The sequence below is a fragment of the Alishewanella sp. HL-SH05 genome, assembly GCF_052655985.1.
Genome location: NZ_CP199753.1, coordinates 2,477,096 through 2,491,405 on the forward strand (window position 1 = coordinate 2,477,096; position 14,310 = coordinate 2,491,405).

Annotated in this window: 13 protein-coding genes; all 13 read right to left on the bottom strand. The window is 47.9% G+C overall.

The genetic code is table 11. The annotated features are described in order from the left end of the window. Positions 1–69 precede the first annotated feature (69 nt). Positions 70–1,257 carry a 2-methylaconitate cis-trans isomerase PrpF gene (prpF, locus tag ACUJFL_RS11345; RefSeq protein ID WP_445427547.1) on the bottom strand — a complete coding sequence of 396 codons (1,188 nt, stop codon included), beginning with the start codon at positions 1,255–1,257 and terminating at the stop codon, positions 70–72. Then, entirely contained in the window at positions 1,257–3,842 is a 2,586-nt protein-coding gene (gene acnD, locus ACUJFL_RS11350) for a Fe/S-dependent 2-methylisocitrate dehydratase AcnD (RefSeq protein WP_226749968.1), read from the bottom strand. Before acnD ends, prpF begins: the two co-directional genes overlap by 1 nt. A gap of 166 nt (positions 3,843–4,008) precedes the next feature. Continuing rightward, the gene (gene prpC, locus ACUJFL_RS11355; RefSeq protein ID WP_445427548.1) at positions 4,009–5,136 is read right to left on the bottom strand and encodes a bifunctional 2-methylcitrate synthase/citrate synthase; all 1,128 of its coding nucleotides are present in this window, start codon (positions 5,134–5,136) and stop codon (positions 4,009–4,011) included. A gap of 40 nt (positions 5,137–5,176) precedes the next feature. Then, complete coding sequence (prpB, locus tag ACUJFL_RS11360; RefSeq protein WP_306178366.1) at positions 5,177–6,058, bottom strand: methylisocitrate lyase; 882 nt, start codon at positions 6,056–6,058, stop codon at positions 5,177–5,179. Position 6,059: 1 nt separating this feature from the next. After that, positions 6,060–6,746 (bottom strand): GntR family transcriptional regulator, encoded by a 687-nt coding sequence (locus tag ACUJFL_RS11365; protein WP_445429084.1) that lies wholly within the window; start codon positions 6,744–6,746, stop codon positions 6,060–6,062. Positions 6,747–7,256: 510 nt separating this feature from the next. After that, positions 7,257–8,048 carry a TatD family hydrolase gene (locus ACUJFL_RS11370; protein ID WP_226749971.1) on the bottom strand — a complete coding sequence of 264 codons (792 nt, stop codon included), beginning with the start codon at positions 8,046–8,048 and terminating at the stop codon, positions 7,257–7,259. A 40-nt stretch (positions 8,049–8,088) separates the two neighbouring features. After that, a complete protein-coding gene (locus ACUJFL_RS11375) occupies positions 8,089–8,415 on the bottom strand; it encodes a PilZ domain-containing protein (RefSeq protein ID WP_226749972.1) in 327 nt (108 codons plus the stop codon). A 257-nt stretch (positions 8,416–8,672) separates the two neighbouring features. Next, positions 8,673–9,596: a DNA polymerase III subunit delta' gene (gene holB, locus ACUJFL_RS11380; RefSeq protein ID WP_445427549.1), complete on the bottom strand. Its 924-nt coding sequence runs from the start codon at positions 9,594–9,596 to the stop codon at positions 8,673–8,675. After that, positions 9,593–10,219, bottom strand: coding sequence for a dTMP kinase (gene tmk, locus ACUJFL_RS11385; protein ID WP_445427550.1), 627 nt, complete (start codon positions 10,217–10,219; stop codon positions 9,593–9,595). The genes holB and tmk overlap by 4 nt, the downstream gene beginning before the upstream one ends. Position 10,220: 1 nt before the next feature. Continuing rightward, a complete protein-coding gene (gene mltG / locus ACUJFL_RS11390; RefSeq protein ID WP_445427551.1) occupies positions 10,221–11,258 on the bottom strand; it encodes an endolytic transglycosylase MltG in 1,038 nt (345 codons plus the stop codon). Further along, on the bottom strand, positions 11,252–12,052 hold the full coding sequence (pabC, locus tag ACUJFL_RS11395) for an aminodeoxychorismate lyase (protein ID WP_445427552.1): 801 nt from the start codon (positions 12,050–12,052) through the stop codon (positions 11,252–11,254). The genes mltG and pabC overlap by 7 nt, the downstream gene beginning before the upstream one ends. A 657-nt stretch (positions 12,053–12,709) precedes the next feature. Continuing rightward, positions 12,710–13,948 carry a beta-ketoacyl-ACP synthase II gene (fabF, locus tag ACUJFL_RS11400; protein ID WP_445424892.1) on the bottom strand — a complete coding sequence of 413 codons (1,239 nt, stop codon included), beginning with the start codon at positions 13,946–13,948 and terminating at the stop codon, positions 12,710–12,712. A gap of 81 nt (positions 13,949–14,029) precedes the next feature. Then, positions 14,030–14,266, bottom strand: a complete 237-nt coding sequence (gene acpP, locus ACUJFL_RS11405; protein WP_027670184.1) for an acyl carrier protein — start codon at positions 14,264–14,266, stop codon at positions 14,030–14,032. Between the last annotated feature and the right edge of the window lie 44 nt (positions 14,267–14,310).

Genomic DNA, 14,310 nt, shown 5'->3' on the forward strand with positions numbered 1-14,310 from the left:
TTCACGCCAGCCTGACTAAAAAAACAGAGCGCCTAAAGCGCCCTGTTTTGTTTGTATCCATTGCCTCTACTAAAGGCAATTGCCTGGCACTCTTACCCAACCTTCCATTAAAACGCGCGCACTGCGGCTCATAATAGCTTTGGTAACCGTCCACTCGCCCTCTACTTGCTCTGCGGCAGCCCCAACGCGTAGCGTACCTGACGGGTGGCCAAAACGCACGGCATCTCGATCACCGCCCCCGGCAGCTAAGTTCACTAACGTACCCGGTATAGCCGCCGCTGTGCCAATGGCCACCGCAGCGGTGCCCATCATGGCATGGTGTAACTTGCCCATCGACAGCGCCCGCACCAGTAAATCAATTTCACTGTTGTCTACCTGCTTACCACTGGATGAAACATAGCTCTGCGGTGGTGCCACAAACGCCACTTTAGGCGTATGTGCTCTGGCGACTGCTTCGCTAACATCGCTAATTAAGCCCATTTTTATCGCGCCATAGGCACGAATGGTTTCAAAGCGCGCCAGCGCAGCGGGGTCACCGTTAATCGCGTCTTGCAGTTCCGTACCGCTGTAACCAATATCGGCTGCATTCACAAAGATTGTGGGAATACCGGCGTTAATTAATGTGGCTTTAAATTGGCCAACCCCCGGCACCGCTAACTCGTCTACCAGGTTACCGGTTGGAAACATGGTGCCGCCACCTTCGCCTGCATCGGCAGCGGGGTCCAGAAACTCAATTTGCACTTCCGCTGCCGGAAAAGTTACACCGTCTAGCTCAAAATCGCCGGTTTCTTGCACTTCACCGCCTGTTATCGGCACATGGGCAATAATGGTTTTTTTGATATTGGCTTGCCAAATACGCACGGTACAAATGCCATTGGCCGGAATACGTTCTGCATCCACTAAGCCATTGCTAATCGCAAAGGAGCCGACCGCCGCAGTGAGGTTACCGCAGTTACCACTCCAATCAATAAACGGCTTATCAATGGCAACTTGGCCAAATAAGTAATCCACATCGTGACCGGTTTGACTGCTTTTACTTAAGATCACTGTTTTACTGGTGCTTGACGTCGCGCCGCCCATACCATCGGTATGCTTACCGTAAGGATCGGGGCTACCAATCACTCTAAGCAGCAGGTTATCCCGCGCTTTACCTGGCACTTGCGCAGCCGCAGGTAAATCGTCCAGTTTAAAGAACACGCCTTTCGACGTGCCTCCTCTCATGTACGTCGCCGGGATCTTAATTTGTGGTGCAGCCATTACACTGCTCCTTGCAGGAAATCCTGCGCAAAGCGCTGCAATACACCGCCTGCTTCATAAATAGACACTTCTTCAGCCGTATCTAAGCGGCAGGTTACCGGCACGTTAACTGTTTCACCATTGGCGCGGTGTATCACTAAGGTCAGGGTTGCACGTGGCGTCCATGCACCCACCACATCATAGGTTTCGGTACCATCTAACTGCAGCGTTTTACGAGTGGTGCCCGCAGCAAACTCTAGCGGTAACACCCCCATACCAATTAAATTGGTACGGTGAATACGTTCAAAGCCTTCAGCCGCAATGGCTTCTACCCCGGCTAAACGCACACCTTTGGCCGCCCAGTCACGTGAAGAACCTTGACCGTAATCGGCGCCCGCCACAATAATCAGCGGTTGTTTACGCTGCATATAGGTTTCAATCGCTTCCCACATGCGGGTCACTTTACCTTCTGGCTCTAAGCGCGTTAACGAGCCCTGTTTTACTTTACCATCTACCACCGCCATTTCATTAATCAGCTTCGGATTTGCAAAGGTGGCACGTTGTGCGGTTAAGTGATCGCCGCGGTGCGTGGCATAAGAGTTAAAGTCTTCTTCCGGTAAGCCCATTTTGTGCAGGTATTCACCGGCGGCACTGTCTAGCATAATGGCATTAGAAGGCGATAAGTGATCGGTCGTAATATTATCACCCAGCACAGCTAACGGCCGCATGCCGGTAAGGCTGCGCTCGCCCGCCAACGCGCCTTCCCAATAAGGTGGGCGGCGAATATAAGTACTTTGTGGCCGCCAGTCATACAGTGGGCTTATTTGCTCACCGTAATCCACGCTCACTTCAAACATGGGCTCGTACACTTTGCGAAATTGCTCAGGTTTTACGCTGGCTTTCACTACCGCATCAATTTCTTCATCGCTTGGCCAAATATCTTTTAAGGTAATAGCCTTGCCTTCATGATAGCCCAATACGTCTTTTTCGATATCAAAACGGATTGAGCCGGCAATCGCATACGCCACGACTAAGGCTGGCGAAGCTAAAAAGGCTTGTTTGGCATACGGATGAATACGACCGTCAAAGTTGCGATTACCCGACAATACGGCCGTAGCGTAAAGATCACGCTCAATCACTTCTTGCTGAATAACCGGATCCAACGCGCCACTCATGCCATTACAGGTGGTACACGCAAAACCAACAATGCCAAAACCCAGTTGCTCAAGCTCAGGCAGTAAGCCCCCTTCTTCTAAATACAGTTTTACCGCTTTTGAGCCGGGCGCCAATGACGATTTCACCCAAGGCTTGCGCGTTAAGCCCATTTTATTGGCATTACGCGCTAACAGGCCAGCAGCAATGACGTTGCGTGGGTTTGAGGTGTTGGTACAGCTGGTAATAGCCGCAATAATTACGGCACCATCAGGCATTTTGCCCTCTTCTTGCACATAGCTTGCGGCAATGCCGCGCGCCGCTAAATCGCTGGTAGCTAAGCGCGCATGCGGGTTAGATGGCCCGGCCATAGTGCGGCCTACGTTAGATAAATCAAATTTTAATACCCGCTCATATTCTGCCGTTTTTAAACTATCCGCCCATAAACCCGCAGTTTTGGCATAGGTTTCAACCAGCTTCACTTGCTCTGGCTCGCGGCCGGTTAGGGTTAAATAGTCGAGCGTTTGCTGATCAATGGCAAACATGGCCGCCGTTGCGCCATATTCTGGGGTCATATTCGAAATGGTTGCCCGATCACCTAAACTCAGGCTGTCAGCGCCTTCGCCGTAAAACTCTAAGTAGCTTGATACCACTTTTGATGTACGTAAAAACTCGGTCAGTGCCAGTACAATGTCAGTAGCCATAATGCCTGGCTGGGCTTTTCCGGTTAGCTCTACCCCAATAATATCGGGTAAACGCATCCAGCTAGCACGGCCTAACATCACGCTTTCGGCTTCTAAGCCACCCACACCAATCGCAATCACGCCTAAGGCATCCACATGTGGCGTGTGACTGTCGGTACCCACCAGCGTATCCGGAAAAGCCACCCCATCTTTAGCATGGATAACCGGTGACATGCGCTCCAAGTTTATTTGGTGCATTATGCCGTTGCCTGGCGGGATCACATCCACGTTTTTAAAGGCTTTTTTGGTCCAATTAATAAAGTGAAAGCGATCGTCGTTACGGCGATCTTCAATGGCGCGGTTTTTCTCAAACGCATCTGCTTCAAAACCGGCATGTTCTACCGCTAACGAGTGGTCAACAATTAATTGCGTGGGTACCACTGGGTTAACTTTGGCCGGATCACCGCCCTTTTCAGCGATGGCATCCCGCAAGCCGGCTAAGTCGACTAAAGCGGTTTGGCCTAAAATATCATGGCACACGACGCGTGCCGGAAACCAAGGAAAGTCGAGATCGCGTTTGCGATAAATAAATTGTTTTAAGGCTTCGGTTAGCATCGCCGGATCGCAGCGACGTACTAAGTTTTCGGCATGTACACGAGAGGTGTAAGGCAGTTTGGCATAGGCGCCCGGCTCAATGGCATTAACAGCCGCTTCGGTGTCGAAGTAATCCAGCTGGGTACCCGGTAATTTTTTGCGGTATTGGCTATTCATGGTCAGTCTCTTTCTGCAAAATCTGATGATGTTAAAGCACCGGCTTAAACAATCGAACCGGATTGCTCATGCCTAGCCGCCGTGAATACATCCATGTAGGCTTCATTAAGGCATTCATGCCTTCAAGACTTGGCTTAGAGCAAGCCGGTTCTCAGTGGGTCAGTTTTTAACGAGATTCAATCGGCGTTACCGTGCGCGGTTCTACACCCACGTAATCTGCACTTGGCCGGATGATACGGTTATCAGCACGCTGCTCCATCACATGCGCGGCCCAACCGGTTAAGCGGCTGCACACAAAAATGGGGGTAAACAGCTTGGTTGGAATACCCATGTAGTTGTAAGCCGAAGCATGGAAAAAGTCGGCATTACAAAACAGTTTTTTCTCACGCCACATTACCGCTTCACAGCGCACCGAAACATCATACAAACGGGTATCACCATTTGCATTGGCCAGTTTTTCTGACCATGCTTTGATCACGGCGTTGCGTGGATCCGACTCTGAGTAAACTGCATGGCCAAAGCCCATGATCTTTTCTTTGCGTTCCAACATGCCTAACAGCTTGCTTTCAGCATCATCGGCATCAATCATGCCTTCAATTAGTTCCATTGCCGCTTCATTAGCACCACCGTGTAATGGGCCACGTAATGAACCGATAGCGCCGGTAATACAAGAGTGCATGTCGCTCAGCGTCGATGCACAGACCCGAGCGGTAAAGGTTGAAGCATTAAACTCATGCTCCGCATACAGGATCAATGACGCTTCCATCACTTCGGTATGTAAGGCCGACGGCTTTTCACCATGCAAGGTCCATAAGAATTGCTCGGCAATAGAGTCAGCCGCGGTCTCTACTTCAACCCGCTTGCCGTGGTGGCTGAAGTTATACCAGTAGTTTACTAAACCTGGGAAAATAGCCAACATACGATCAGACGCATCTTGTTGCTCAGCAAAGCTTTGCTCAGTCTCCAAGTTACCTAGCATAGAACAACCCGTACGCATGACATCCATGGGATGAGCTGTCGCAGGAATGCGCTCTAATACGTCTTTTAATGCCTGCGGTAAGCTACGCAAACCTTTTAACTTAGTTTTATAAGCGGCTAGCTCAGCGCTCGTCGGTAGCTCGCCTTTTAAAATTAAATACGCGACTTCATCAAAGGTACAGTTAGCGGCTAAATCTTTTACATCGTAACCACGATACGTTAAACCCGAACCGGTTTTGCCCACGGTAGATAAAGCGGTTTTACCTGCTACTTGGCCGCGCAGACCGGCACCGGTCAGTTGTTTGCCTGTTGCCATTATCTTGCTCCTGTATTTATGATTATTTAATTTAAAAAATTTATTTTTTGGTGCTGAATAAACTGTCTAGCTTTTGCTCAAAGCTGTGATAGTTCAAGAAGTCATAGAGCTCAGCACGGGTTTGCATGCTGTCTACTACCGCTTTTTGATCGCCATTGGCTAAAATAGATTCATACACATTTAACGCCGCTTTGTTCATCGCTCTAAAGGCACTTAATGGGTAAAGTACCATTGCTACACCAACGGCAGCTAACTCAGCTTTGTTAAACAACGGCGTTTGGCCAAACTCGGTAATATTCGCCAAAACCGGTACTTTTAACGCTTGAGTAAAAGCGGTGTATTGCTCAAGGGTGTGCACCGCTTCAGCAAAAATGGCATCGGCACCGGCGGCTTCACAAGCTAAGGCGCGTTCAATGGCCGCCTCTAAGCCTTGTTGCGCGAGCGCATCGGTGCGCGCCATAACAAAAAAGCTTTCATCGCTGCGCGCATCCACACTGGCTTTCACCCGATCAACCATCTCTTCTAACGACACAATTTCTTTATTAGGGCGATGGCCACAGCGCTTTTGCGCTACCTGATCTTCAATATGAAAACCGGCCGCACCCGCACGGGTCATTTCTTTTACCGTACGCGCAATGTTAAAGGCGCCACCCCAACCGGTGTCAGCATCCACTAATAACGGCACACTGGTCGCAGCTGTAATGCGGCGAATATCTTCACACACATCATTTAATGACGTCATACCCAAGTCAGGTAAGCCAAACGAGGCATTCGCTACACCCGCCCCTGACAAATACAAGGCTTGATGCCCGGTACGCTCAGCCATCATCGCCGTGTAGGCGTTAATGGTGCCCACGATTTGTAGCGGTTGATTAGCGCTGATGGCAGCGCGAAATTTTTGTCCGGCAGTTAAGGTGGTCATATTAGTTCCCCGTTTGTTCACGTTGTATAAGTGTAGGTTCAATGTTGCGGCGCGATGCGGCAACATGGCGTCGCATCAGTAAGTCGGCGAGTTCGCCATCACGGTTAGCAATGGCATTAATAATGGCTTTGTGTTCATCAAAAGCGCGTGATACCCGTGGGCCATTCATACCCAGTTGTACCCGATACATGCGCATTAAATGATAGAGCTCATCGGTTAAAATATTAATCAAGTACGGGTTTTTACTACCCAAAATAATCCGGTAATGAAAATCGAGATCACCGGCTTCTTGATAGTAGCTCTCCCCCTCTCGTACACGCTGAGTAGACAAATGTTGATCCAGTAACGCCTGCATCTCTGCAATTTCCGCATCCGTCATTTGTGTCGCGGCTAAACGACAGGCTAGCCCTTCTAATTCTTCGCGTAGTTGATATAACGAAATTAAGCCTTCTGTCGACAATTTCACTACCCTAGCCCCGGCGTTAGGAATACGCTCAATTAAATGACAACGCTCTAACCGGGCTAACGCTTCACGCAGCGGTGCCCGGCTTAAATCAAAGCGTTTCGCCAGCTCAGGCTCACTGATTTTTGAACCCGGCGCAATATCACCTTCGACAATAGCACGCTGCATTTCTTGCAGTACGCGGTCGGCGGCAGTTACAGGGATATTTTGGCGGCTTGCATTCATCATATTGTCGACATAATAAAACAGTTGTGTAGTTTTAAGCCGTTTTGGCGCTATTGTCAAGCTAACAAAAACAAGATTGTCGACAATCTGTCTGATGTAGGGGCATGTTGAGGGATAGATTAAACATTATTGCCGTGTGCAGTACTCTTTTAAGCCGCTGCACTACAATAGCTGATTATTTTTTAGACTTTTTTAGACTAAAAAAAGTACTTTATAGACAATCAATGTCTTAAGAGTAAATGTAACGATCAGGCTACAAAGTACGGTTTGTTTATAAAGTCAGGGTTTTTGTTGCAGAATTGGAAACTACTTTTGTTTCACAGCATGCGAAGTGGCAGAAAAAATATTAGCGGTATGGCAGGTAAAATACGGTGTATTAACTACACTCAATTTACATCATGACTTTTCGATAGCGCACGGCTCATTCCCTATGAGCCATTCCCCTAAGCCCAGAACAAGAAAATTAGTTCTGGGCTTCTTTTTTATGCAGCAACGCCTAATTAACTATCATTACGCCACTAAACGACGGCGCTGCGCCAAAGGAAATAATCGATAGAAGTTTTCAGTGGTTGCGCTGGCCAATTCAGTAATACTGACCGCTTTAACTTCTGCAATGGCAGCAGCAACATCAGTAACATAAGCCGGTTGATTGGTTTTACCACGATGCGGTACTGGCGCAAGATAAGGCGCGTCGGTTTCAATTAACAGACGGTCAAGAGGAAGTTTTTTGACCACATCTCGTAATTCTGCGGCATTACGAAAGGTCATAATGCCCGAGATCGAAATGTAAAAGCCTAAATCTAAGGCCGCTTTTGCCATCTCATAGCTTTCGGTAAAACAATGTAAAACGCCACCGGCGTTTTCAGCCTGATGCGACTTTAATAATGCAATAGTATCAGTGCGCGCATCACGCGTATGAATAATCAAGGGTTTAGTTAATTGGCGAGCCACACTAATATGTTTTACAAAAGCATCTTGCTGCGTCGCTTTACTCTCTGGGCTGTAAAAATAATCCAGACCGGTTTCCCCCACCGCCACAACACGCTCAGCACTAGCGAGTTTCAGTAACTGCAGCTCATCAACGGTGCCCTCTTGATGCAGCGGATGCTCGCCACATGAAATAGAAACGCCCGTAAAAGGTTGCACTAAATCGGCCATCGCTGCAAATTCAGCTAAGGACACACTGACACACAGTAAATGTTCAATTTGCCGTTTTTCAGCGGCGGCAATCACCTGCTCTAGGCTCATACCCAATTTGTCGAGTTCTAACCGATCTAAATGACAATGCGAATCTATAAACAAAACAACCTCGAAAATACTGCTGTTATTAAAGTAAATAACGTTACATGGTGTAAGTGGCTTCTGCACTACCTAACATGCCACCTAATAATTTTTCAATGCGATCACTTAAGCCATGTTTATCATCAATAAAGGCCACACCGACACCCGCCGGATTAGAGCTTTGCGCACCTAAAGGCGATACCCAGGCGACTTTACCCGTCGCGACAATAGGTTCAAGTGTATCGGGCAAGGTTACGCTAAGGGCTAACGATTGGCCCATTTTAAATACTCTAGCCGAGCGGATAAAAAGCCCACCGTTTTTTAAAAACGGCATGTAGCACTTATACAACTCTTTGCCATCATTGAAATTTAATGCAACTTCTTCCATTTTCGCTCCTCTGCTTATTCAGCAGACTATTAGGGCTTGTTGAACTTTTATACGGGTTTTATCGCATCGTCGCCAGTATTCATGTAGCGTTTGGCTGCTAGTAGGGCATTTTACTACTCAGCTATCGCTTGCCAAAAGGCGCGCGGCTAAACACCATGTGCGTTAATTCAGCTTACGATACCACAGGGTGTGCGTTGTTGGCGGCTTGGCGGCATCGAAGCCAAAATAAACACCACAAACGAATAACAACAATTGGCTTAGCGGCGGCGCATGATACTTTTAAATTCAAGCAATAAGGCGGTTAACGCCAGCGTTTTATTCTGCCCTAAAATCTGTTGCTCGTCACGACGCCAACGATAATACACTAGTTGCAAGCGTTGCAGTGATTCAGGCGCCACATCTGAATGCTGGCTACACCACTGCGTTAAAAAGTAACCCAAAATTTGCGCACAGTCGGTACGGCCTTCTAAGTTTTTCACTAGCGTACTTAAGCCCGACTCATCCTGCAATAGCCGCGACAGTGCGGCCAGTAACTCTTCAATTTCTGCTGCCGTATTGCCTTGCAACAACGCCAACGCCTGTAACGGCGCACCACCACTAAACGCAAACAAAAAACGCGGCAAACTGCCTTGATACTGCTGACTTAACCAATCAAACAAGTTGACTTCATTTAACGTGGGTAAACTCCAGCGCTGACAACGGCTGAGCATGGTGGCTTTTAAACGCTGGGGCTGGCTGGTTTGCAGCACCAGATAACAGCCTTGTGGTGGCTCTTCTAAGGTTTTAAGTAAGGCATTCGCCGCCGCTTCCGTTAGCCGCTGCACTTCGGATAACACAATCACTTTATTACCGTGTTGTTGGGCAGCGCCTTGCGTAAAGTCGATAAGACGGCGAATTTCATCCACACCAATACTGTTATTATCTTGGTTTAAAGTTAATAAATCAGGATGGTTACCCGCCGCTAACAGCAAGCAGCTTTTACATTGGCCGCAAGCCATGTCTGCTTGCCGATTTTTACATAACAGTAATGCCGCTAATGCTTGGCTTAATAGCTGTTTGCCTGTGCCAGGGGCACCGGTTAATAAAATAGCATGAGCTAAATGCTGCTCACTGGCCAATCGAGCCAGTTGCGCTAAGGGCGAAGCCAACCAAGGCATAGCACTTAACGGGACATCACTCATAACATGACCTCAGCCAAGGCATTCTCTAAGGCTGTGGCCACTTGTTCAATCGATTGCGCCGCATCAATAATCACAATACCCGGCTCACTGTGCGCAATGGCTAGGTATTTTGCGCGAGTGCGTTCAAAAAAAGCCAGTTGTTCCTGCTCAATACGATCGAGTTGCCCACGATGCGCAGCCCGGCTTAAACCAATAGCCGGATCAATATCTAAATACAAGGTTAAATCGGGCTGCGTGTTACCCAGCAGCGCTTTGCGTAGGTCGTTAATCAATTGTTCGTTTAACTGCCGACCACCGCCTTGATAAGCTCGTGAAGATAAGTCATGCCGATCGGCTAAAATACACTGGCCAGCGGCTAAAGCCGGTTCAATCACATTACGTAATAATTGTACCCGGGCCGCATACATTAACAACAGCTCGGTCTCGGCGGCAATTTGCTCAGCCGGATCCGCGTGTTTGACTAACGTTCTTAATTGTTCGGCCAGAGGCGTACCACCAGGCTCTCGAGTGCACACCACCTGGTGGCCATGCTTTTCTAACCAGCGTTTAACTGTGGCCATTGCCGTACTTTTGCCGGCGCCTTCAAGCCCTTCGATGACAATAAACTTGCCTTGCTTAGTCATGTTATTTTCCAAGAATATATTTTTTAACCGCAGCATTATGCTGCTCGAGTGATTGTGAAAACACATGCGAGCCGTCACCACGACTGACAAAATAAAAGTAATCGCTTATCTCGGGTTGCGCAGCGGCAATTAACGCGCTGCGACTGACTAATGAGATCGGACCAGGCGGTAAGCCATGATGGCGATAGGTATTGTAACGATGTGGATCACGTAAATTAGCGCGGGTAATACGGCCGCTGTACTCTGTTAAACCGTAAATAACGGTCGGGTCTGTTTGTAAGCGCATATTGCTTTGTATGCGATTGATAAACACAGAGCTGACCAGGGCGCGCTCACTGGCGAGACCGCTTTCCTTTTCAATAATAGAGGCCATAATGAGTAATTCGTAAGGGTTTTGCAGCGGTAAAGTGCTTTGGCGCTGCTGCCAATAACGCTCTAGCTCCGTTTTTAAAGCGTGATGCGCTCGGCGCCAAATGTCGCTGGCTTTACTATTGGCGGTATAAAAATAGGTATCGGGATAAAACAGGCCCTCTAACTCTTGCTCTACCCGGCCGGTTTGCGCCAATGTGCCCCAGGCTTCAGGCCAACTGATCAGTTCAGCGAGTTTATCACTACTATCAATATCTTGAATTAAATACGGCAAATCGGCAAAACGCTGCCAACTTTGCGCTAGGGTTTCACCTTCAATTAAAGTAACGCTAAATTGCGCCACCTTGCCACTACGAAACAACGCCAACGCTTCGCTAAGAGAACTTTGGCTAGGGACTCGATAAACGCCTTGTTGTAACTGAGCAAGCTTTGGCTGCTGTTTAACATACAATTTTAAAACGTAACAATCTATGACCGTTAATTGCTGCTGTTGTTGCCAATCGCGGCATAAACTACGCACTGATGTGCCCGCTTTAAGCGTATAAAGGCTGTCACTGAAGGTCACTGTTTTTGCTAAGGTTGAGGTGGTTAATTGCTGCCAACCTGAATAAAGCAGCACGATGATTAACACTACCAACAGTGGTAGCCAGGCCAAAACTCGTTTTAACATAGCATCTCTTGCTGTAATTGCTGCACAGGTTCAAGCGGTAACGCTCGACCAGACAATTGTCGCACCGGCGCCACACCTAGCAAGGCGTTACAAATAAACATCGCTTCAACTTGGTCTAGTTCGGCTAAAGACAAGCAGCGTTCTTGAAACTGCGCTTGTTCGTTTAAAATATGTTGACGCATCACACCTGCTACTCCAGCCAAATGCAGTGGCGGTGTATACCAATGGCCCTTCAGTTGATAAAACAGATTGGCGGCCGTTGCTTCGGTAAGCTGTTGTTGTTGATCGGCCACGAGCAAATCATCAAAGTCAGTTTTCGCCAACTCTTGTTTTAACAACACTTGCTCGAGCCGATTAGTATGTTTAAGCCCAGCCAATGCGGGTTGAATAGCTAAGCGTAATTGCGCGACGCCAACACGGATACCCTGCTCTCGCCAGCGTTGATAATCGGGCATCGGAGCATGATACAAATACACCAAGGCTGAACTATGCGGACTTGGTGCATAACCTCGCCCGCCAATGCCTCGCGAGATCAATAATTTAATTACGCCATTACTGTTTTGCTTGGCTGCTTCTGTCAACACTGCTTGTGTTAAGCCGGACCAATCGATGGCGGGCATCGCTAATCGTGTTACCGATAACTGTAAGCGCGCTAGGTGCAGTGGCCACAACTGTGGCTGACCTTGCTTAATCGCAATGGTCGTAAAGACACCATCACCGTATTGCAACGCTCGGCAACCTGCGGCGATCTGCAATTGTTCAGTGTCTTTAATCAGTATAATGTCAGCTGACATAGCACGCCTGCACAGAAAAATATGCGCAAGTATGCCTTAATCTGTCATTAAAACAAAGCGCTCAGCGGGCAAAACAGCGCCGTGGGTTTACCAGCTATTATTTTAAAATGTTGGTTTAATTAAGTGATATCTCGTTCAGTGCATAGAGCAACAAAGATCCCGCAGTTTAATAAGCACAGGGATCTGCCCCTTGAAGCCGGTGGAGAAAATGTCTACCTCAAGGTGTCCTCACCTAAAAATTGAAATTAAATGAAATTTATTAAGTCAGAGATCATTTGCATACGGCAGCAAGCCCTCCGTACAGCTTTGCCAGAACACGCTGTAGACCCATCCCTGGGCGCTCCTGTTTTTCATCCCTGAAAAACACGGTTCTGGACAAAGTATACTGCGCGCAATCTGCCTCAAAATGTTCATGAGAATGCCATCTAAACTTGAAAGCTTGCGGTGATTTTTGCAGACGCATTGGGGTAGCGTTTTCGTAACAGCAGCAGGGATGCTGCGCAGGCTGAAAGGGCACAGGGAGGTGACCCTTGAAGCCGGTGGAGAAAATGTCTACCCCAAGGCGTCCCTACCCCAAACTTTAAAATTTAACCCAAAGTAATGACAGGCATAAAAAAACCGCGCTATAAAGCGCGGTTTTTTAACAAGCACAGCGAGTTAGATCTTCTTGAACAGAATAGAACCGTTAGTACCACCAAAACCGAAAGAGTTACATAACGCATACTCTAATTGGGCTTGACGACTTTCGTGCGGCACATAATCTAAATCACAACCGTCACTTGGGTTGTCCAAGTTGATGGTTGGAGTCACCAACTGATCTTGCAGTGACAACACCGTAATAATCGACTCCACTGAACCGGCGGCACCTAACAAGTGACCGATCATTGATTTCGATGAACTGACCATCACTTTATCAATGTTGCTGGCAAACACAGATTTAATCGCACTGGTTTCGGCCAAATCACCGGCCAGCGTTGAAGTGCCATGTGCATTGATGTATTGCACTTGCTCCGCATTAACAGCCGCATCATTTAAAGCGTTTTGCATCGCCCGAGCGGCACCGGCACCGTTTTCTGGTGGTGAAGTCATGTGATAAGCATCACCGCTCATACCAAAACCGACTAACTCTGCATACATTTTCGCACCGCGAGCTTTAGCGTGTTCGTACTCTTCCAGTACCATCACACCTGCGCCATCACCTAACACAAAACCATCACGGTCTTTATCCCAAGGGCGGCTGGCTTGTTGTGGCGCATCGTTGCGAGTTGACAGCGCACGAGCGGCACCAAAGCCCCCCATACCCAATTCCGTAGACGCTTTTTCAGCGCCCCCGGCCACCATCACATCGGCATCACCATAAACAATCATTCGCGCGGCTTGGCCGATATTGTGTACACCCGTAGTACAGGCAGTAACAATACTGATATTCGGGCCCTGCAAACCAAGCATAATAGACAACTGACCGGCGATCATATTGATAATGGTAGACGGGACAAAGAAAGGCGATAAACGCTTCGGACCGCTGTTCATTAACTTTGTATGATTTTCTTCAATCAAGCCTAAACCACCAATACCTGAGCCGATAGCAGCGCCGATACGGTGAGCGTTTTGCTCGGTAACTTCCAATCCGGAGTCACGAAATGCCTGAATAGCCGCAGCAACACCGTATTGGATAAATAAATCCATTTTTTTAGTGTCTTTTGCTGGAAAATACGGCTCTACGTCAAAGTTTTTGACTAAGCCGGCAAATTTAGTTGTATAAGCGCTGGTATCAAAGTGCTCAATTAGACTAATACCGCTTTTAGCTTGCTGCAGTGCTTGCCAGCTGCTTGCGACATCATTGCCTAATGGCGTCAGCATACCTAAACCTGTTACCACTACACGACGTTTTGCCACCGTGTCCTCCGTTAGTACCTGTTTTTCTGATTCTTAAAACGAAAACGGGTAGCCGCGCTACCCGTTTTGCAAGCCTTTAGCTTATTCAGCGTGGGCTTTGATGTAATCGATGGCTGATTGCACCGTAGTGATTTTTTCAGCTTCTTCGTCTGGAATTTCAGTATCGAATTCTTCTTCTAACGCCATCACTAATTCAACAGTGTCCAGTGAATCAGCGCCTAAGTCATCAACGAATGAGGCTTCGTTTTTAACTTCGTCTTCTTTAACGCCCAGTTGTTCGATAATGATTTTCTTAACGCGATCTTCGATGTTGCTCATCTTTTCTTCCTTTTTCTCATATAAATCGCAACAATTCGTGCAAT